The sequence below is a fragment of the Nostoc parmelioides FACHB-3921 genome, assembly GCF_014696625.1.
Classification (GTDB): domain Bacteria; phylum Cyanobacteriota; class Cyanobacteriia; order Cyanobacteriales; family Nostocaceae; genus Trichormus; species Trichormus parmelioides.
This window is the reverse complement of the sequence record NZ_JACJQL010000048.1, coordinates 14,415-34,181: the sequence shown is the minus strand read 5'-3', so window position 1 is coordinate 34,181 and position 19,767 is coordinate 14,415. Positions and strand designations below refer to the sequence as shown.

24 protein-coding genes are annotated in these 19,767 nt (G+C 41.3%); 10 read left to right on the top strand and 14 right to left on the bottom strand.

What is annotated here, in order from left to right; genetic code table 11:
* Nucleotides 1–345: 345 nt before the first annotated feature.
* Together H6G14_RS24065 and H6G14_RS24060 are read right to left on the bottom strand one after the other, a co-directional pair.
* The gene (locus H6G14_RS24065; protein ID WP_190570293.1) at nt 346–3,627 is read right to left on the bottom strand and encodes a DNA primase family protein; all 3,282 of its coding nucleotides are present in this window, start codon (nt 3,625–3,627) and stop codon (nt 346–348) included.
* A gap of 380 nt (nt 3,628–4,007) precedes the next feature.
* A complete protein-coding gene (locus H6G14_RS24060) occupies nt 4,008–4,178 on the bottom strand; it encodes a plasmid partition protein ParG (protein WP_010994151.1) in 171 nt (56 codons plus the stop codon).
* Nucleotides 4,179–4,435: 257 nt separating this feature from the next.
* On the opposite strand from H6G14_RS24060, the gene H6G14_RS24055 reads away from it, so the two are divergent.
* The 9 genes from H6G14_RS24055 (at nt 4,436) to H6G14_RS24015 (ending at nt 10,524) form a co-directional block, all read left to right on the top strand.
* Nucleotides 4,436–5,488, top strand: a complete 1,053-nt coding sequence (locus H6G14_RS24055; RefSeq protein WP_190570291.1) for a ParM/StbA family protein — start codon at nt 4,436–4,438, stop codon at nt 5,486–5,488.
* Entirely contained in the window at nt 5,481–5,696 is a 216-nt protein-coding gene (locus H6G14_RS24050) for a hypothetical protein (protein ID WP_190570308.1), read from the top strand. The genes H6G14_RS24055 and H6G14_RS24050 overlap by 8 nt, the downstream gene beginning before the upstream one ends.
* Nucleotides 5,697–5,701: 5 nt before the next feature.
* A complete protein-coding gene (locus H6G14_RS24045; protein ID WP_190570289.1) occupies nt 5,702–5,968 on the top strand; it encodes a hypothetical protein in 267 nt (88 codons plus the stop codon).
* 8 nt (nt 5,969–5,976) lie between these two features.
* Nucleotides 5,977–6,180 carry a hypothetical protein gene (locus H6G14_RS24040; RefSeq protein WP_190570287.1) on the top strand — a complete coding sequence of 68 codons (204 nt, stop codon included), beginning with the start codon at nt 5,977–5,979 and terminating at the stop codon, nt 6,178–6,180.
* Between the two features lie 88 nt (nt 6,181–6,268).
* A complete protein-coding gene (locus H6G14_RS24035) occupies nt 6,269–6,577 on the top strand; it encodes a hypothetical protein (protein WP_190570286.1) in 309 nt (102 codons plus the stop codon).
* Nucleotides 6,578–6,580: 3 nt separating this feature from the next.
* Nucleotides 6,581–7,252, top strand: a complete 672-nt coding sequence (locus tag H6G14_RS24030) for a hypothetical protein (RefSeq protein ID WP_190570284.1) — start codon at nt 6,581–6,583, stop codon at nt 7,250–7,252.
* A gap of 73 nt (nt 7,253–7,325) precedes the next feature.
* Complete coding sequence (locus H6G14_RS24025) at nt 7,326–7,904, top strand: hypothetical protein (protein WP_190570282.1); 579 nt, start codon at nt 7,326–7,328, stop codon at nt 7,902–7,904.
* Nucleotides 7,901–9,628, top strand: coding sequence for an ATP-binding protein (locus tag H6G14_RS24020; RefSeq protein WP_190570280.1), 1,728 nt, complete (start codon nt 7,901–7,903; stop codon nt 9,626–9,628). The genes H6G14_RS24025 and H6G14_RS24020 overlap by 4 nt, the downstream gene beginning before the upstream one ends.
* A 224-nt stretch (nt 9,629–9,852) precedes the next feature.
* A complete protein-coding gene (locus H6G14_RS24015) occupies nt 9,853–10,524 on the top strand; it encodes a response regulator (protein WP_190570278.1) in 672 nt (223 codons plus the stop codon).
* A gap of 326 nt (nt 10,525–10,850) precedes the next feature.
* Here H6G14_RS24015 and H6G14_RS24010 read toward each other — a convergent pair whose 3' ends face one another.
* Together H6G14_RS24010 and H6G14_RS24005 are read right to left on the bottom strand one after the other, a co-directional pair.
* A complete protein-coding gene (locus H6G14_RS24010) occupies nt 10,851–11,204 on the bottom strand; it encodes a phenylpyruvate tautomerase MIF-related protein (protein ID WP_096637511.1) in 354 nt (117 codons plus the stop codon).
* A gap of 301 nt (nt 11,205–11,505) precedes the next feature.
* Nucleotides 11,506–12,087, bottom strand: coding sequence for an Hpt domain-containing protein (locus tag H6G14_RS24005; RefSeq protein WP_190570276.1), 582 nt, complete (start codon nt 12,085–12,087; stop codon nt 11,506–11,508).
* 147 nt (nt 12,088–12,234) lie between these two features.
* Here H6G14_RS24005 and H6G14_RS24000 point away from each other — a divergent pair, with 147 nt between their 5' ends.
* Nucleotides 12,235–12,534: a hypothetical protein gene (locus H6G14_RS24000; RefSeq protein ID WP_190570274.1), complete on the top strand. Its 300-nt coding sequence runs from the start codon at nt 12,235–12,237 to the stop codon at nt 12,532–12,534.
* A gap of 161 nt (nt 12,535–12,695) precedes the next feature.
* On the opposite strand, the gene H6G14_RS23995 is transcribed toward H6G14_RS24000, so the two are convergent.
* The 10 genes from H6G14_RS23995 to H6G14_RS23945 form a co-directional block, all read right to left on the bottom strand.
* A complete protein-coding gene (locus tag H6G14_RS23995; protein ID WP_190570273.1) occupies nt 12,696–13,724 on the bottom strand; it encodes a Vgb family protein in 1,029 nt (342 codons plus the stop codon).
* A gap of 235 nt (nt 13,725–13,959) precedes the next feature.
* Complete coding sequence (locus H6G14_RS23990) at nt 13,960–14,409, bottom strand: (2Fe-2S) ferredoxin domain-containing protein (RefSeq protein WP_190570271.1); 450 nt, start codon at nt 14,407–14,409, stop codon at nt 13,960–13,962.
* Between the two features lie 104 nt (nt 14,410–14,513).
* On the bottom strand, nt 14,514–15,263 hold the full coding sequence (locus H6G14_RS23985) for a class I SAM-dependent methyltransferase (protein WP_190570269.1): 750 nt from the start codon (nt 15,261–15,263) through the stop codon (nt 14,514–14,516).
* A 48-nt stretch (nt 15,264–15,311) separates the two neighbouring features.
* Nucleotides 15,312–16,331 carry a tyrosine-type recombinase/integrase gene (locus tag H6G14_RS23980; RefSeq protein ID WP_190570267.1) on the bottom strand — a complete coding sequence of 340 codons (1,020 nt, stop codon included), beginning with the start codon at nt 16,329–16,331 and terminating at the stop codon, nt 15,312–15,314.
* A 493-nt stretch (nt 16,332–16,824) separates the two neighbouring features.
* Nucleotides 16,825–17,040, bottom strand: coding sequence for a hypothetical protein (locus tag H6G14_RS23970; protein ID WP_190570263.1), 216 nt, complete (start codon nt 17,038–17,040; stop codon nt 16,825–16,827).
* A gap of 23 nt (nt 17,041–17,063) precedes the next feature.
* A complete protein-coding gene (locus H6G14_RS23965) occupies nt 17,064–17,534 on the bottom strand; it encodes a hypothetical protein (protein ID WP_190570261.1) in 471 nt (156 codons plus the stop codon).
* Nucleotides 17,535–17,555: 21 nt separating this feature from the next.
* Nucleotides 17,556–17,786, bottom strand: a complete 231-nt coding sequence (locus tag H6G14_RS23960) for a hypothetical protein (RefSeq protein ID WP_190570259.1) — start codon at nt 17,784–17,786, stop codon at nt 17,556–17,558.
* A gap of 50 nt (nt 17,787–17,836) precedes the next feature.
* Nucleotides 17,837–18,217: a hypothetical protein gene (locus tag H6G14_RS23955; RefSeq protein WP_190570257.1), complete on the bottom strand. Its 381-nt coding sequence runs from the start codon at nt 18,215–18,217 to the stop codon at nt 17,837–17,839.
* Between the two features lie 178 nt (nt 18,218–18,395).
* Entirely contained in the window at nt 18,396–18,890 is a 495-nt protein-coding gene (locus H6G14_RS23950; protein ID WP_190570255.1) for a DUF262 domain-containing protein, read from the bottom strand.
* Nucleotides 18,887–19,741 carry an AcrVA2 family anti-CRISPR protein gene (locus tag H6G14_RS23945; RefSeq protein WP_190570253.1) on the bottom strand — a complete coding sequence of 285 codons (855 nt, stop codon included), beginning with the start codon at nt 19,739–19,741 and terminating at the stop codon, nt 18,887–18,889. The genes H6G14_RS23950 and H6G14_RS23945 overlap by 4 nt, the downstream gene beginning before the upstream one ends.
* Nucleotides 19,742–19,767: the final 26 nt, after the last annotated feature.

Sequence of the window (19,767 nt, the reverse complement as noted above, 5' to 3'; positions counted from 1 at the left end):
GCGGTCAAACTTACGGCTCCCATGAAATTTACATGGTTCTGACTAAGATTTCACATCAATCCAACATGAAACTGCCATAGATTTCACATAAAACTGGCATGGCACACTGATGTATTTTGCTACCGTTTTTTGTTGTACTGAGTTGAGCAATTAATTCCTATTAGGCTCATCTAAACAGGTTTAAATGCTATTGCCTGTTCGAGAGAAGCCAATACATAGGGCTTGCTGCTCTCTTGGTAAAACAGGAATAGCAAGAGCGTCAGTCTGTCCCTTAACAGCGAGGTTGTTTATCTAGAGTCTTCCCTAGCTCCCTAGCTTAAGAATGAGCCAACACTGGCGACAGTTTCATTCCAATGCCTTGAGTTGCTTAACCGCCTCACGTTCCTCTAGAGTCAACTGTTTCCAAACAGCCGATTTAAACTCACCAGCCCATTTTTGGGTCAGTTCAGCAATCATGCCCCAGGATTGCCAAGCAATGCACTCTCTAATCAGTACCACGTTGCCAATAATTTCCTCCTCCATTGATAATCCAGAGGTGGAACCGGGGGTGGAACCGGGGGTGGAAGATTTTGGTTGTTCGTCTCTTTGAACATTGACTGTTTGCTGTGACGCTTCCTCTTCACCTTGTAGACCAACCTCTGCTACATCTACGCTCTTTTGTTGGCTCTCTACTTCTGTTGTCAATAAGCTCTCTGGCATAGCAATAAGCTCATCTGGCACACCAGATTTCACACCAGTTGAACTAGCTGTATCCCTTGCAGGCACTTCATCGCACACCTCCCACACCAATGGAGCGCCCTCTACTTCATTTTCACAATCAACATTGGGATTGATCTCTGATTTTGACTCAAGATTCCCATCCCAATCTTGATCAGCCCTATTGACATTGACATTGATATCTGATTTTGGTTGAGGATCTAGATCGGCTTTTTGTTGACCAGAATCATTTTTTTCATCCAACCCCTCATCACTGGTGTGGGTGGTGTGGAAGTCTTGATTTATCTGGCTTTGTTGGTGTGGATTTGGTGTGGAATTTGGTGTGGAATTATCCCTTATTGCTATGGGTGTGCCAGTTATTGACATTGGCACATTATCAAAACTAATTCCTTGCAGTGCTTGTAACTTTCGCTTACCTGATGGGTGGGGGACAGTGGTTAATTTGGCCTTGGGGAATAATGCTTTTATTCTGGGTAGGGCTTGGTTAATCGCCTTGACTGTTTTATCGCTGGGCTTGGACTGTTCCTGCCATATCGCTTTAACCTTGCCATTGCTAGATTCCTCAAATGACAAAGTACCGTTATCGATGTACCAATTCTCTAGCCGTTGCCAGATATCAAAGGCAGTAACGATACCCGAATGGTTATAAGCCAGCCCTGTATCCTTGCAGAATTGGAACAAGTGCGAGTTTTCCGCTTGAATTTCTTCCAAGGCTTGTTGAGTGCAGCTGTAGTCAATGCCCTCAACGATTAATGCCTGTAACCCAGCAATCATCTTATTTAAAAATGCTGGAGCAACACACTCTTGCACAAAATCCACGTCATAAGCAAACCGAGGGTCGGCTAATAGCTCTTTTGGATTGTTGGGGTCAGGATTGTTCTTGAATGTTTTGTCAAAAATCAAGGCAACAATGCGGTCGATAGTAGCTTGAATGGTTCCATACAATGGCGGGGTTTCATTCAAGTTATAGATGCCGATGGCATTGGGGTTATACTCGATGTGGTCTTTGCCTTTACGCTCGGAGTGTAAGACGTTACCAGTAGCAAATAATTTGAGCGATTGAATTTTATCGAGTCGTGTTGTCTGTGGGTTCTCTGATGCCCAATTGACCCGGCTGTTAACCAGGGGAGCTAATGCAAATTTCCGCCCTTCATCATAGGCTACAAAGTCAGCTAAGGAACAACTGGTCATGCCTTGATGCCCGTAGATGATCGATACTACCTGCCGAATCGAATCTTTACCATTTGCACCTAAGCCACAAGCCAGTATGACCTTTGTTTCTCGTCCGCGACGCTTGCGAACTTCCGCTAAATCAAGACTCGCCCCCAGATTCCTTAATAGAATTTGTTGCTGTGGGGAGTCCAAACATCCTAGTAAGCGATCGCAATGTTTGGGGTTAGCAAGAGGGTCATACTTCACCAATGGTTCATAAGTAAAAAAGTGCTTATCTGGGTCGTGTTCTTCTAAAACTGGCCTTGGTATTGGGCCTGACCAGTCAATGGCTAACACGCCATTGGTACAGTTCACCCCTGGCGGATTGAGTAATTGCGGGTCAATTTCGACTCGTAGCTTAACCCACTCCAGTAATTCTTTGACCTTGTTGGGTTTGGCATAAGGGTAGGTGATGACAAAGCTATCACCCTTTTTCTTCATCACCGGATATGAATTGCAATAATTGGTGATGCGCCGACGTTCAACTGCATCAGGTGAGTATCTGTAGCCTTTGCCATGCCAGTAGTACAGCTTGCCATCGGCACACATCCATTTTGTTTCGCCGTAAAGGGTGTTAAACCCTTTTTGCAAGAATGTGTTGTCCGGCTCCGACTCGCCATCATCAGCAACATCTAATGTGTCTTGGGCTAGAAGTTGTTGCTTTTGGGTGGTAATTTCTTCGATTTGCTGGAGTATCAGTTCTACTAATTCATCCCCTGTCATGCCCGACTCAAAAATATCTGCTACATCTCCTTTATCTTGTAGGGATGGCTGAATTTTTAGCAAGTCAATGGCAACAAAACCCACTCCGGCTTGTGAGCAAATTTCTTCGATTCTACGGGCTTTGTTCCAGCCAGTAGAATCATTATCTACGCAGTAAGCCAGTAAAAAATCTTTACCTGTGACGGTCTTCATTTGTCCCAATGAGTGCATGATCTCACCATCGGAACTGCTGCCCACCCAAGTAATGCTGGCGAGTCCTTGGGTTCTGGCTGCTTCTACGCATTTTTCCCCTTCATGCCCTAGCACTACAGGTATGCCTTCTGTGGTTTTGATCATGGCGATCGCTTCCGATTGTCTGTAAGCGGGCCATTTCCCTTGCTTGTTCCAGGCAACGAGGTTAGTTATAGGGTCAATTCGGCTGACTGAGAATGTTTTGACTGTGCCTTTATCTTTAGCGGCACAGGGACAAGAAAACCTATGAGCCTTTCGTTCTTCACCATAGTCATATTCGATGACTGTAATTTCTTTTAATTCGGATGGTGTTGCTCCTGAAGCTAATAGTCTAGAGCTAACGGATTTGGGAACGAAATCAGGTGTTACAGGTTGTGGCGTGGTGATTTCACCCGATAGCCTACATATTCTTAACTGTGATGGGTCTACATCTAAAACTTTGGGTGGGCAAGCGGGTTTTTTGGCTTTAATGGGTAAGGGACTGGCTGATGGTGTAGAGCCTAGTTTTCGTTCTTCTAGTACCTGACTCCAGGGCTTGATTGCTTCTCTAATATCGCGGTGAAGGCACTCGTTATAACAACTGTATTTGCCGTTATTCGGGTTGATGCTGAGGTTATGACCACCGCACACTGGGCAAATATATTTATTCTTGACCCTTGTTGGTTCTAACTGGTCGATGAAGTTGCGAATATCAAATGAATCTGAACCGGCGATCGCTGTAGAGGAGGAGAATTGTGCAACCATTACGCGATACCTCCGATTTGATTCAATTGTTGATAATTAGCTATTAAAAAAATCTCTGTGTTGTCTCTATAGCAAGTGTCTCCGAGGATTTTAAAACAGTTAATTACTGTGCTATTATCTATTTCTGACAGCAAATTTCTTGATGCTGTAATATAGATACAATGCCCCCTGACAATGTTACCGATGCACTCATGGTAACTGTCGCTGTAAACTTGTAGTTTAAGCATATTAACTTTTATTAAATCCGGGCTTTCCCGGTATGAGTGAACAAACAACGCTGAATCCGCCAAGATAGGGCGTTGTTAAGAACTAAAAGCTCTCGGTTTCCACCGGGGGCTTTTTGTTATTGATGTGAGGATTATAGCACTATAGTCAAAGTGCTATTTATTTTTGGTTGACTCAGGATCGTTTTCTTCTAACCACTTATCAAGAAGACCTTTTAAAACTTCATCCATAGTTGTTTTTAACTGTATACAGGTTATTTTGAAGCGATCGCGCTTTTCTTCATCTACTCGAAATCGCACAAAAACCTGTTTGTTTGAATCGGTCATAGCAAAATGTTTCTTTAGCAAATTAGCAATACTTTACTATTGTCGCCAAATAGTTAGCACATTCAAGTAAATGATTCAATAGCACTATAGTTTTTGTGCTATAGTGCTATTAAGGCAAAAACGTCAGGGAATGACCAAACTTGCATTAGATGGGATAAGTGCCAGTGTGCCACCGCATCATTGCAAGGATGTTTAAAACCAAGACAGCAAGCCTATTTCAGAACCTTGTCAATTGAATAATTAGAGGGTAAAACCTTATGACAGATTTGGCAGAAATGCCCGAAAATGCCCTGACGAGGCATCAGGGTACACTCACGCTGATAGCAGGTTACGACCTCGGTAACTCTGGCGTTAAGTTCGTGACATCAGACCGAAAAATCAGGTTTCCAAGTTATTTAGAGAATTGCTACTACCGTCCGACTGAGTTACCAACTGAGGGTTATGTAGAGTACCTAGAAGGAGACGCAATCACCAAGCTGGACTACAAACAGTGGTTGTCAGGCTATGCCGCTTATGATGCAAACCCCAAAAACCACTTGCGAGTGACTGATGATGCAACCGCTAAAGTCACTCAATCACTCAAACACCTGTTAGCAGCACTGTCTTACTATCCCTATAAGCCAGTAATTAACCTAATTATCTGTGCCTCTTTGCATGAGCGAGGAGATTTAGAGGAACAGTTGATTGATGCCATTGCAGGTAAACACATCGTTAGGTTTGGTGGTAAACCTATACCAACAACAGTCAACATTCACGTTTTGAAAGTTTACGACGAAGGACACGCCGCCATCGCTGCTAATGCCCATAGACTCGACACCAGCAAACAGAACGTGATTGTAGATATTGGCAATCGTACAGTCATAGCAACCTTAATTGGACAAAAGGGACATTTAGCCAACCGCAAGACATTTGATAACGGGGTTGAGGAATTAATCAAAATGATTTCCGTCAACCCAACATTTAAAAACCGACTACAGGGTGAAATAGCAATACCTCACCTAATCCGTCAGGGATTAGAAAGTAGTGAAAAACCGTTTTGGTATGGGAAACAATTCAGCTTTGAAGACATTTACAGTCAAGAATTAATGCCTTGGGTGCAGAAGTCACTTTCCCCAGTTTTCAAATTCATACACCCGTGGAAGATAAACGCCGATGCTTGCTTAATTATTGGCGGAGGTTCGCAACTAAGGGGCGTTGACGAGGCATTAAAAGCTAAAGGATTCGTAATAGCAGAAAACCCACTCTGGTCAAATGCAGAGGGGTTATACCAACTAGCGACAATGATGTATTCGAGGGGAATAGATGAGTAACGAGAGCATCAGAGTAGTGATTAGAAAGCCGTTTCATCCAATGCTTAAACAACTATCCGAACAACTAAATATTGATGATTACGGCGAATTGGTCAACTACATACTTTTAGAGTTCCAACGACGCGGCGGTGACTTTTCCGAGTCGGTGGAAATGCCTAGCAAAAAGGTTGAATCATCTCTGGCTAACAAATTAGCAGCAATGTTTTGATAAGTATGAACAACCTAAATAGAGTTTATGACAGCACAATTCTCAGCAGCCAAAAGGTCTACCAGATTGACAGAACGCTGTATCGCTACCTCTACAAAACAGGCACAATCCAAGCCCCACAATTTATTTTTCGCCCACTAGCAGGACAGCGAAAAAAAGCTGATTTGAAACTGAATCACAAAGGTTTAACTAATCGCTGTTATGAGGTAGAAGGAGCGACTATAAAAAGTTCTGTCATCAGTCAAGAATCACTGCAATTATCAATTTTGTGAGGTAAATTATGAATACTCAACCACTACCAGAATTAGTTACACAAGCCCAAGAATTACTAACACAAATCCGCCAGCATCCACAGTTTTTAACCTTGGATTTTCACCCCGATGTGAATGTTAGTGATGCTCAACAAGCATTAACTGAATTAGGCTGGGAACTCCTTGCACACAACAACGTTGATTTACATTGCTTTGACGGTTTTTTATCCTAAGAGAAAGAGCGAATCCATTGCTTCTTAAACATGGTGTTCGCTCCAAATGCAATTAAGCATCATATACGCTACTTGAATCTTACCAGCAATGAATAAACCACTAGGCTTTTTCACCTCAACAATGCCGGGGGATGGTTCCTACCTAGATGAGCTTCAGCAACAATACGGCAGCACATTTGAACAACTAAGCAAGGTAGAAAAACTCTTTCTCCTGCAAAACATAGCCCAAACGTTACTGGGAGCCGAAATCAACGTTATTGGCAGCACAGTATCAGCGTCGGCTGTTTCAACAGTCTCTCCAATTGTTCAAGGTCTTTACAAACGAGTAACTTTAGGCGACCTATTGGGGCTGGCAGAGGCACTTGTTAATCAACTCAAGTACCAGCAACAGGAGTAAAACATGGCGCGTAACTATGGATCTGCCAAGCTGAAAAACCACATTCCCAGCACTGCCCCTGGTACGCTCAACGCAATGGGCAGTTTATTTGACGTGTCAGCAGAAGACTTCAACAAAGCCGTGCAGGGCGACCAAACGGTAATCACCCGAATTGCAGATATGGCGCGACTGTCGGACACAGCCAAAGCCAATTTACCCAAGGCGCTGGAGGCATATCGGAAAATCATTGAAATCACGGGGGATGTCAATCAAGCCTACGCGGAACTGGTGCAACTGACCCAGAAGCACGGAACGCAAACCCTGAAAGCTATCAACGCCAGTAAGACAGGAGAGCAGCGTTTCAAAAATGAGATGACCGAGATACAAGCCGAACACGTCAACGCTACTACTGCGGAGGCAACCCGACACGCTCAACGCTCAAGCCTGATTCAGATAGCAGGGGCCACCGCCGATCTAATGGCTCTAGCAAAATACGAGGCAGATTTAATCAAAGCGTCTAACAAAGTTCCTGAAGCACAGGATACAGCAGATCGCGCCTATGAAACTGCGGTAACTAACGCACTGTGGACAAACGGCAGTGAAGCGAAGACCGACCGCATACCCAAGCCGAACTACAGCCGGACTGCTGGGATTAGTCGCGTAGGGCAGTGGTTCCGCAACTTTATGGGCATCTAAACCACAAGTAAAAAGCCAGAGTCTCTTAAACTCTGGCTTTCATGCCAGTTTGTAGGGTTAAGAAGGAGTAAAAATGAATGATCTTGAAGCTCTACTATCTCAATTTCACTCCAACAATGAACAGACTCCCTCTCCTTATTGGAGTGAACCACAAAAAACTCAAACCAACCCAGAGGATGAGGACAGCGAACGACTAGAGCAATCTATTAGGGATGTTTTCAATAACAAGCAACTCCTCAACAAAGCTCTAGCCACATTTTTGGGCGTATTCACCGCTAACACTGGAGTCAGCCTACTAACGAGTTTATCCATTGGCGCGATCGCTTCTGGCACACTAGGCAGCATTGTACTGGGGTTATTCTTCGCCAACACCCTCACCAAGATTCAATATGACGGCAGAATCCACATTGGCGAAGACTTCATGGTGGCGACTGTTCAGACTGCAAGTGTAGGGGCTTCGCTGTGGATAGCCTTTGATGAGTATCGGGTTGTAAGGGGAGCGACTAAGGCAGGTAAGACAAGGTTTTACGAGGAAGTTAGAAACTACGAAGTTAAACCAATTCCCCAACCTGAAACACCTTGGTTGTTGATGGGGTTAGGTGCAGTGGGGTTGTTGCTATTGGCAGCAGTGCTAAAGGGAGCAAACCAATGAAACTTAAGCAGTTCGAGTCTTATAGAAGCTCAGGGACAGCCAACAATATTACTGTAGGCGTGCTGGCAACCATCGGGTTAATTTGTGGCGCTAAATCATTTACTGGCACTCAAATCAGTTTGGTGGAATATTGCTTCATCCCCGAAACACTGACCTCACCAGATAACCGCGCTAGATACTGCACACCAGATAAACGATACATAATGCCGGAGTCTGAGTTTTATGCCGAAGCTTACGCACCAGCTAACCCTGAATTTCAACGTAATAATTTCCTGCCTACCAAAGCAACCAGATTAAGGATTATTCCAAAGAGCAACCCAAATAAACCGCTTTGGGGTCTAGCCGCAGTCGTGACTACTGGTGGTGCTTTCGCATTGTCCAAGGCTAGGGAATGGCGATTGATGCAGTTGCTACCCGAAATTAGGAATGAGTTAAAAGCCAATTGGTTGATTAGCAAGCTTCGTGAAGGCTTGAGACTCCATAAAGAAAGCTACACCGCGCAGTTAGACTACGAATTTCACCAATGGTCTGAGAATCGACGGGCAAGGGCAGCCCAGTTATCAAACATGACACCGCAAGAGTTAGCCATATTTCAGGAGCAAGTCAGGTTAAGGGCTGAGGCAGAAGCACGGGCGCAACTACAACAGACAACCGGACAGCCAGTGGGTGCATTGCCAGGGCAGTCGATAGAAGATATCACTAATCCGTCAGATAAGGTTACTGGCGCTGACTCTACCCAGGCGATTGCTCCCAAAGACAGTTGGGTACAAAACTTAGTCAAACAAACTGCTCTCATCTGGGGCAACCAAGGAGGCGGTAAATCTTGGCTGGCTCGTTACGTTGTTAAACAGAAAAAAGAAGCTGGCTACCGTGTTGTTGTCCTTGACCCTGACAGCAACCGTGCAGAATGGCGAGGGATTGAAAGTTATCACGGATGGGACGAGATAGAACAGCAGATCCGCAATTACGTTAAAGAATTGGAATCAAGGTTAAAAACTTTCAATGATTCTTCTATGAGTGAGGAGCAATGGCGACAAAAACTTTGGGCAGAGGGTAAAGCAACTGCCCTAATTTGTGAGGAAGCAACCACCTACGCTGACTTCATTAAAGATGCAGAATTATTGGAGAAATTCGGCAAGCTGGCACTTACTAAAAGTCGCAAACAGGAGATGCCTTTAACTGTGGTAGCTCACAACAATACCCAGACTTGTTTATTCGGAATTAAAGGCTTACATAATCTCGTTTCTAAAATGCTTCAGGTTGAATGTTTGGCTGAAGTAGATCCAGTTACATTACAGCCTAAATCTACGGGTAAAGCAAAGGTAAAACTCGATAGTTCTAACGAATGGCTTGATGTTATTCTGCCCAAAATGACAGCCAAAATCTCTAACTTTAGTGAGACAGTGACACCAGAATCTAACTCAATTCCGCCCATAGATAAAGCCACTTTAGAACGCATTTATGAACTTGAGTTTAATATCGGTGGCAAGACTGATGATACTTCAAATGAACAAAATAAGCTATCACCAATGGCGCAGAAATTGTATGAATATCTCACCAGAACTGAGCGAATAGAAGCTGATGTAAGAGAGTTCAAAGGCAATTTTAAAGTCAACGGTGAGAGATTCACTGTTGAGCAAATTAAGGGCTGGATGTATGAAATTGTTGGGGCATCTTTAGCAGACTGGATAGGCGAGGGTGTTATCAGGATCAATCAAATTTGACTGCTAATAGTGTCTTGTGTCTGCCCCCAAAAACGCCCTTTTTTAGCGGACACAGGACACCAGACACCACAGACACTAAAGCCCGAACCCCTTATACAGCTTAGACACCAGCAGACACCACCCCAGACACCGCCCAGACACCAAGTGTCTACTGCGTGTCCGCTAGACACCAATAATAAATCCGCCAATAAATAGCCATTTACTATTAGAAGATTATCAACATCATGCTGAAAATAGTAATTGTTGAACCAGAAACATTCACGCTCTTAGGCATCAAAGGAGCTATTGCACAATCTCCTGATATAGAAGTTACAGGGTCAGCTAATTGTGGCAAGATAGGTTTTCAGTTAATTGAACAAGTAAATCCTGATGTTGTGTTAGTCGATTTACTATTACCCGACATGAGTGGTTTAGAACTTACTCGTTCAATTAAAAGAAATACTAATAGTAAAGTGGTGATATTTACTAATGAGACTCATTCAGACTTTATTAACTCGGCTTTTCGTTATGGTGCTGATTCTTATATGCTCAAGAGTGCCGATATAGAATTGATTGAACTAGCCATCAAGAGAGCTTACTTTAATGAATGCCTACTTGACCCTAAGCTGGCTAAAAAACTATTAGAAAGGCTTTATCAAAATACATATATTGACCCCAATTTCGTTGAGAAAAACTTGATAGATCCACCAAGTGAGCGACAAATACAAGTCCTGCGTTTACTGGCTCAGGGTTTAGTTTTTGAACAGATTGCCCGTGAAATGTTTCTCTCTGTTAGTACGGTCAAACAATATGCCAGTGATTTGTATAGTAAATGGGGCGTGAAGAACCGTTATGAGGCGATAAAAAGAGGGGCGATGCTTGGTTACATCGACTATAACTTGATTGTGAATGAATGATGTATTGGTGGGGAGACGGAAGGTATTAAGTCGGGGAGTGGTGAATTTTAGCTATTCTCTATCCTACATAAAGTAATAAATTTAGTAGTTGGATAACAGCTATTTTCTCCTGTTATCTCGAAAACTTTATTTGCTGCGGGTGTCCCAGCAGCTTGGGATCATGAATCTTTTTGGCAAGCTGAGTCCGGCATTTTAGCTCAAGACCGGACTATGTTTGCCAATGTTTATCAAGTGCCACCAGGCTATTTTCTATTGGCATCTCGCTCTGGAATGCAAGTGCATCGTTATTGGGATTTTGATTATCCACTAATTAATAATTCCTTTTTTTAACCAAAAGTCGTACCATTCCACCCCCACATTGCACCCTTAGCGTCAGCAAACTCTATGTAAATTCTATTTTTTGGCACGCCTAGACTTTGATGAATTTGTTGACAAAAATCTTGACTCATAGCCTCAGTTTGGTCTGATTTCATGGTACCAACACTTTTGATTTCGATATAGCAAACGGGGTCTGTAGTCCCAGCAAATGTCATAGGAATTTCTGCTTCTAAAGCAGTCATTACATAAGATTCTGGCTTTCCTAAATGTTTAGCTAACTTAGCTGATAGACCTTTTAACAAGGCCTCAACTTGAGCTTTTTCAGGTGCAGATACAGAAGTTTGGACTTTAATTAAAGGCATAATTAATCATGATAAATATCTCTAGCTGTGCTTTTTAGCAGCACGCCAATGTCTGAGGTAGGTGAATATTCTAGCAAAAAATAGTTGCTCCCAAAGCTATTGTGCTTTGCCACTGACTCTATTGTGTGACTAGGTGGGATAGTAGATGAGAAAGCTTATATATCCATAATCTGTCACAGATGAATTATTGGCTAAGGAAATCGCTGCTCGGCCATGAGTGTTCCTGAAGCCGTAGCGATGAAGATTTTGGCGATGAATCAAGAAAATATTGGCTCAAGGAAGTTAAACGCGCTCCCGCACGCTACCTCACCGGATGGTAAAGTCCACTTTCTGGGTTATACCTCCAACCCAAACCACTAGGGTCACGTCCCCTACTCCAGCTAATAAACTCCTCCGGCCTTTTGGCATTCACTCGGATACGCTCTAGAGTTTCTACATCTACCCCCAAACGCTTTGCTAAATTTTGTAGAGTATAAGTATCTATCTTTACCTCACCCTGACCCTGGTAGTAACGTGAGGATGATTGCTTGGGTTTACTTTTGCTATTGAGGTAAATGATCAGTTGGTTATACGCTGTCTCTAACTGCCCCACACGATCGCTGATAGCCGTCAGTTCCTCTTTCAACTCATCGGTAGAACCTGAAGAGTGCGGTGATTCTAGTTGGGCTACCCGTTGCTCTAATTGCTGTATTGAAGCATTGGTATCGATATCAGCAGTGCTATCTAATTTGTTTACTAATTCTTGGATTCCTTGCAGTACCTCGTTTGTACGCCCTTGCCTGTGCAACCGTGACAACTCCCTTACAGCGTCTTTTAACGCAACGGGGACGCGGAGCATCTCGCTGGGCGGCGGTTTCTTGCTTTGAGTTTTCTTAGAGGGCATGGTGATATCTTGGCTGATATCACTATTGTAGGTGGAAAGTTATGGCATACATTTTAATAACCGCTTTGAGTTGATCATGTCCCCAAAGCGGTTGGCTCAATATATTTGTTTCTTCTATAGAAAGTGGATCTCAGGAGAGTCGAAACCATGAAAGACTCTAACTTTATTAACACTGACTTACCTTTAACTACTCAACTCAAAGAAGTTTTGATTCCAGCAAGCAGTACATTTACGGGTCAATTTAAGTTAACTTTGTCTGATGACCAAATTGCCACTCCTAACAATGATTTTTCCGGCTCATTGACTATCACTCCTGTCAGTGTCCCAGAGCCTAAAACAAACACTGCATTAGTTTTATTAAGTTTAGGATTTACCTACTACTGCTGGTTGAAGCAATCACGACCTATTAATCCCAAAACTTTTAGTTCAGTAAAACTTAGTAATTGAAGGAGCTAGGGCGTGTCATCAATTCAACCAGACAACAGAAGCAGCCAAATAAATCGCACCCAAAAGTTGATGGCGCGTTTTTCATCGCCTCATCTAAGTACCTAAACTGAACTCTTTATACATTCTCGGTATAACATTGGTAAAAGCTGTAGAGAATGCGTTCAGTTATGATTAGTGGGGAAAATTGACTTTTTACGATTGTATAATAAGACACTGCAAATATTAGTGAAAGCAAAAACCGCAACGGCACAAACAACACTTGGTTCGGGAATATCTTTTGTAAATACTATCGAAGTAGGGCCGTCTAAGCCTCCAAGACCAGCAGGAATAAAAGTATCAATAAAAACTCCTGTTTTACCATCGTAACGCAAAATACTATCAGTGTTAAAACTGTTAACGTATAAATTGCCATCTGGGCCAAAAACGGCTTCTACAGGTGAATCTAAACCTCCGCTTCCACTAGGAACAAAGAAATCAATAAATTCTCCTGTTTTGCCATCATAGCGAGAGATACTATTATTTCTAGGATTAGCGACATAAAGATTGCCATCTGTCCCAAAACTGAAGTCAGCAAAAGTCAAGTTAGGATTGTCGCTTTGAGCAAAAACATCAATAAAATCTCCAGTCTGTCCGTTGTAGCGCAAAATTTGATTAGAAAAAACACTAGTTACATATAAATTTCCATCATTACCAAAGTTAATACCTAATGGGCCGTATAATCCACCACTACCAGGAGCTACAAAATTACCAATAAAAGCTCCAGTCGTTCCATCATAGCGACGAACACTATTTTTACTTGGTTCTCTTAAATTTAGAGAAGTCAGATAAAAGCTTCCATCACTACCAAAAAGTAGGTCTTCAGCAAAATCAATTTCATCTTTGTTATTCACAAAAGTATCAATAAACTTCCCAGTTTTGCCATCGTAACGTAGCACACTATCAGTACGAATACTAATGACATAGAGATTGTTATCAGGGCCAATAATTATTCCTGATGGGCCATCTAATCCATTACTACCAGCAGGAACAAAAGTATCAATAAACTCTCCTGTTTTATCGTTGTAACGAAGAACAGAATTATTACGTATGCTACTAACAAGAACAGACGCTTCAGCTTTTGGTGTATTCCACCCCATCAGTGTAATAGTCAATAATGAAAAGCCCAATTTATAAAACTTGGAAAAATTCATACTTTGGTAGACCCTGTTTAGATTTTTCCTGAAATTAACAATTTCACTCTAGAAAATCAAGTCCTACTAAGCAGAAAAATTCCCATTCCTTCTCACAAACCACTAAATAGAGGAAGGATTACAGTCTCAAGCATGAACATCACTGAAATAAGAAGCATCTACTTTGTTTCGAGCAATAATTTAGTTATTGCTCGAAACTAAGAATATAAGAAGATAACCAAAAATCAGCTAAAGATTAATACTTGTGCATCTGTTTGATATAGGAGTAGAGAATTTCGCGTTCGCCTTGAGGACGGACAATAAAGCATTGTTGCCCAACTGCATCATGACGTAGAACCACAACAACGCCCCCCTGTGGACAAACTCCTAAACAACTGGTGCTAACAACCCGATATTTTCCCCACAGCCCATCAAATTTTAAACGAGATTTCAACCAGTTTTGTAACTCGGAGGAGGCTGTTGTACTTTTATTAATGCGATGAGAACTGCCGTCAAATTGCTCGACTGTACATTGTGAACAAACTAGTACCAACCCGTTGTGCCACTGGGGAACAAAAGTAGGAATAGGAGGAATAGGAATTGCTGGCGGGTGATAAGAAGGCGGAGAACTTGGTTGCTCAGTAGATGAAAACTGCTGAAAAATTTGTCTTAGCAGTGCCAATATCCTTTTAAGCAGTTTCTTCATGGGTGAGTGGCTTTACTATTTCTCCAATAGCATCACCTAAATTGACCGTTAAGTTTGTTCTAACAGAGCAGGTATTTTATAAACACCCAATCAAATTGCCTGATTTAGCATAAGCTCTTACTTGCTGTTATAAAAACAAAGCAGTCGGTGAATTTAAGAACAGATTGTTGGGCATATTGCTGTTCCATTTCAGCTAGACCAAGAGCAAGTTCGTTATCATCAAAACTTGAAAGTAAAGACATATAGCGGTTTCGTACCATCTGGAAGTATTTAGACTTAGGTATTGCCAAAGGATATTCAACAAAATCCACCGCTACATTAAAACCAATCTTTTCAAGTATCTGAGTAAGATTATTATAGTGAGGTTGAATTTCTTCATATTTACGCAAAGCTTTGCTAAATAAGGGGTAATTAATCGTTGGCGGCAAAAGTATTAGTAGCAAAATCCCCCCAGATGCCATTTTCTTAAATAAGCTAGATAATAGAAGGTCTTTTTTATCAATATGATGGATTAATTCTTTAATCAGAATCTTATTGTAGGTTCTAGGCAAAGCAGCAAATTCTATTGCATCCATTACTATACATTCATACTTACTATTATTAGGAATTTGCTCAAGCATCTTGTCCGAGAAATCTACACATATAATCGGCTTCTGCAACTGAATTTGATTGTTAATTTCTTGAGCATATATTCCTGTCCCACATCCTAAATCTACCAAAATATCTGCTATATTTAAGCGTAAATGTTTAATAATTTCTTCAGTAAAGAACCTCACGTAATTTTCTGAATAAAACCATAAATTATCATATTGGATTGCTAAATTCTGGTAGTGATTTTGAATAATTTTACTCATATAATTACCTCACTTTAATTAGAATATTTGCTAGTCAATTTATCAATCTCACTCAGAATCCTTCAACATACCCGTTAACAATTCCGACATCTCCCACAGGTCTTTATTGCGATTATCGTCATAAATCATCAACGTCCTGGGGTCAGCATGACGGCTTAACTTCTGCACCTTTCTAATATTCCCATCCGTCGCATCCAATGCCGCCGTAATCGCCGAATGCCTCACCCTGTGCGGTGACATCGGTTTCTTCACCCCCACGAACTTAAAAGCCGCCGACACTATTTTATAGATAGCATCCGTAGTCAATCGATGCCCTTCATTATGGAAATCTAACGCTGTAAAAATTGGTAAATTAACATTCAAATCCCCCCTAGCAATTAACCAATCAGCAATCGCCGCCGCCACATCTTTGGACATATCCAAATATTCTTCATTCGTTCCCTTACCCTTACCCAAAACCCTCAACTTGCGCCCATAAAAATCAAAGTCACCCACATTTAACTGACATATTTCCTGGCGACGCAAAGCCAAACCCCACAGCACCAAAAAAATTGCATAGTTGCGCTTACCAATCAAAGTCTCCCTATCAAACTGCTGTAACACCAGTGCTATCGTCTTGCTATCAACCCCCCGCGTATCCCGATAAGCCTTGACCTTCTCCCCCTCGACATCCTCCAGGGAATAATTGCACACCCCCAACTTCCGCCCCATCTTTGCCAAAGACTTAATCGCCGCCAACCGCCGATTAATGGTTGCCTCCCTCACCCCCGACGCTATCAATTTCGCCTTATACTTCAGCACCACCATCACCGCTTGCTCTCGCTGCAAGTGCAAAAACTCCAGCACACTATCCCCAGTCGGCGGCAATAAAGTCATCTTCATAAAGAAATCCCGCAAATCTTTCTCGTAAGCACGCCGAGTATTGGGGTTGCGCTTATCTGCCAGCAGTTGCGCCAACACATCCGGGTCTTTATCAAGCTGCGCGTCAAAATACCTCGCGATCGGTGCATCTAAACACGCCTCCAACTCGACTTTAACTAGCTCTCCAAAAATTGGCTCGTTAAGCATAATTGCTCACTGGGTCGTTATTGATAATGCGCCTTTCCAATAACGTACATCATACCTCAGTGGGTGGGGGCATAAATGTTTACACTCGGCGAACAGCTAAATCCTTCTTGCGGAAGTAGGCAGGTGTTAATTAATCATGCTAAGTCTGTAATTTCCGGCTTTGATAGCAAAATTGATAGCTAAAAGTGGGAGATGTGGTGCAGATGTCTTTGAGGCAAGTCAGTTTATAAACCACCCTAGCAACGCCACCCATGCCTTGATGAAGCGAAGCGATCGCCGGAAGCCAAATAATTCTGGTTATAGTTTTAATTTATTAATCAGCTTTCTAGATTATTTTTCATGAAACTTAGAGTGTAGTGCATGAGATGGGAAACCTTCACGCACTAAAGTATGACCATTCATGTAGTCGTTATCTAATATCCCATAACATTTAATTTTTTGTGCTATTTCTATCACAAATTTTTATTTTATACTTATTGTTTGACTCAAAACATCATTCTATAGATTTTAACCAACCAACACATTTTTCATAATGAAATTTCTCAGATTCACAATCAGCAATTCTAACAATATCTTCTTGATGGTAAGGAAAAGAGAAAGAGCCGAGATATCCTTGTTTTATAGAACCATCTTCTAATAATAAAAAATAAATCCCATTGTCTTCTGGTATCCCTTCAATTAGTTCAAACTTTAATATTTTATTTGACATTTTAATTATCCTTGAACGAATCGCTAAAATTCTTGTTGTTCTAAACTCTTTAGTTTTTCTAGTTTCCGATTCAAAAGGGCTGCATCTGTCTCAGGTTCACCATCTTCACCTTGCCTGCGTTCCTCTTCCAGCCATTCCAACAGTTCGGCTTTGGGACGAAATGAGATTATAGGACGTTTTTGATTGTACTTTTCTTGTGACTCATAAACTCTATCTCGGTTAGCTTCATTCCAAAGCTGTTGGTTAGACTTAGCAGACGATTTGGCTTCAGAAAACTCTGACATTACCTCAATTTTGAGATAGCCTCCTTTACTCTTAAACTGCCAATTATTGTTGTAATAATCGAAGTGTTTTTTAGCTCCTTTTTCTGTTTTCCATCGCTTGCACAAATGTAAATCTTTATTAGTCCAAGCATATTCAAGATTAGAGTCAAATGTGTATAGCCAACCCAAAGGCTCATCATCTTTGGTATAGCAACAGTATCCGTAGTACATTTTATAAAATTGCTAACCTGATTAATTAATAATGCTTACTTTTTGTTGCAGGGAATATGCAAATTTTATCGCTTCGTCAAGATTCTCAAATTCTTGTTCACCAATGAAATTTTTCCAGTCCAACATAAAGTTAATGACTCCACGTTTCATACCAAGATAGAAAGTTACACTCACCGAATGCTCTCCTTGCGTTTTATTCAGTGGTTCAAGAATCTTAAAAAGTTCGTCTATTTTGGATTGTGCATTAGTCATTTTAATTGAATATAGTTTTTACTTCTAATATGTTCATCTTCTTCTATTTGTCACAACATTAAACTCAATTCCAGCATTGCCTCAGTTTGCGTTAACAACCTACCAGAGTACGGCGATCGCCAACAGACTCCCGGCTGTTCTGAGTTCTTCTCCTTACACCATCCGTCTGTATATAGCTTTTGTGCGTCAGCATCACGTTGAATAATCCCTGCAACGATTTCTCTAGCCTGTGCAAGTGTATCCACTCGCCGCAGCTTGCTTTTCTGATTGCTACTAACTAGAAATGGAGTTGCCCCGCTTCTATCTTCAATCAACCAACCTTTATTTGTGTTACTTCTTCCAGGTATCCCATTGGAATAGTAAGTATTGCAGACGTAAAATCTGCCATCAGGAGTCAGATATTCACCTGCCTCAATGCGTTGCAACTTCATGATGATTTTGGGGATAGCTAAAATGTGCGATCGCTTACTCTAATAGTTTACATAGTTTACTATGTATTTACAATCTGTGCGCTTAGTTAAATAGCAACTACAAACACATTTTCATAATGCTAGCGTAAGCCTTCTAAGCACTTTTGATGGACTGATAGTTGAATGCAAACGCTGGGCTTTAATTAAGGCGATTAGCAATAATCTCTATTAATTTTGCTATTTCATCAGGTTTCGCATCCTCTGAAGGGATAATAGATATTAAAGACAAAGAACGCCTATCCAAGTCTTTTTGTGCATGAACTGGGAGATTAGCATAAGTACATCTGTTTAATTCTGTCTTAATTTCTAATCCACTTAAAGCTAATTGATTACTGTAAAAATCTAGAATTGCTTTTAATCTTTGTTTACCATCAATCACTTTGTATGTATGATATGACATCTCGTAGAGAATAATTGGCATGACAGGTAAATTAAGAATAAAAGATTCAATTAGCTGAGATTTTTTAATATCATTCCAATCTAGAGCAGATTGACTATCTCCATCAATCATTATGTAGTTAGGATTAGACCTAATATTTTCAAATAATATTGGTAGCTTTACCCTATCTAATTCTTGAACTAATCTGTTTAAGCCAGATTCATATTTGGCGTTAATTTCATCGTTAGTCATCATGATGATTCCTTTCCACCCATTACAAGAACTGGCTCAATCCAGACTAATTTTCTTTGCTGCCTGCCTTCTCCATAAGGTTGATTACGTAAAAAGCCTCTACGCCAGTGGACGCTTTTAGTACCATGTGTACCGCTACTGCCTTCACTACTTTGCGTCCCTTCACTTTTGAATCTATATCCTTGTCCTAGCCAAAGTGGTTGATAAAAATCTTGGGCTTGTTCTTTACCAAAACCTTTATTAACTCTAATTACCTCGCTTGTTGTATCTACAAATTCGGGGCGGCATTCCATTATTAAAATTAATCGGAGTAAAATTGAGTGCAAATACTCGTTAAATCCTGCGACTACTTTGGGGTCAATATCTTGAGAATCAGTATAAGTAAGTTTTTGTGCATCAAGTTTAAATCTGCGGCAAAAGAAACTAGATCCATCAGTTGCTGTCCAATAAAGGATACCAGCTTCACTATCGTAATTCCAAAAAACAGCATCAACGCTCTTATTTTCAGGAGAAAGAATTACACCTTTGGGCAGCATAAACATTCCTGTTTTCATTGCCCAATTTAAGCTATCAATTTCAACGGTTAAAACCGATTGCAGTAAGGCTTCGAGTAAATCTTTGTTTACCCAATATGCCGGACATTTAGCTTGACCGACTTTAAATAAGGTATACGCGGTGATGTACATCGATTCTGCGGGATTAGTTATTAATCCGCGCAGTAGCTTTTGTTCTTCCGCAGAGTAATAAATATCAGCAATAATACTGCACATTTTCTCATAGCTTTCGTAACCGTCTACATGAATAACGGGACGAATAACAATGTCTTTATACCAACCTTTGGGTTTTTTAGTCATGTTTTACTTTTATACATCTCAGTTAA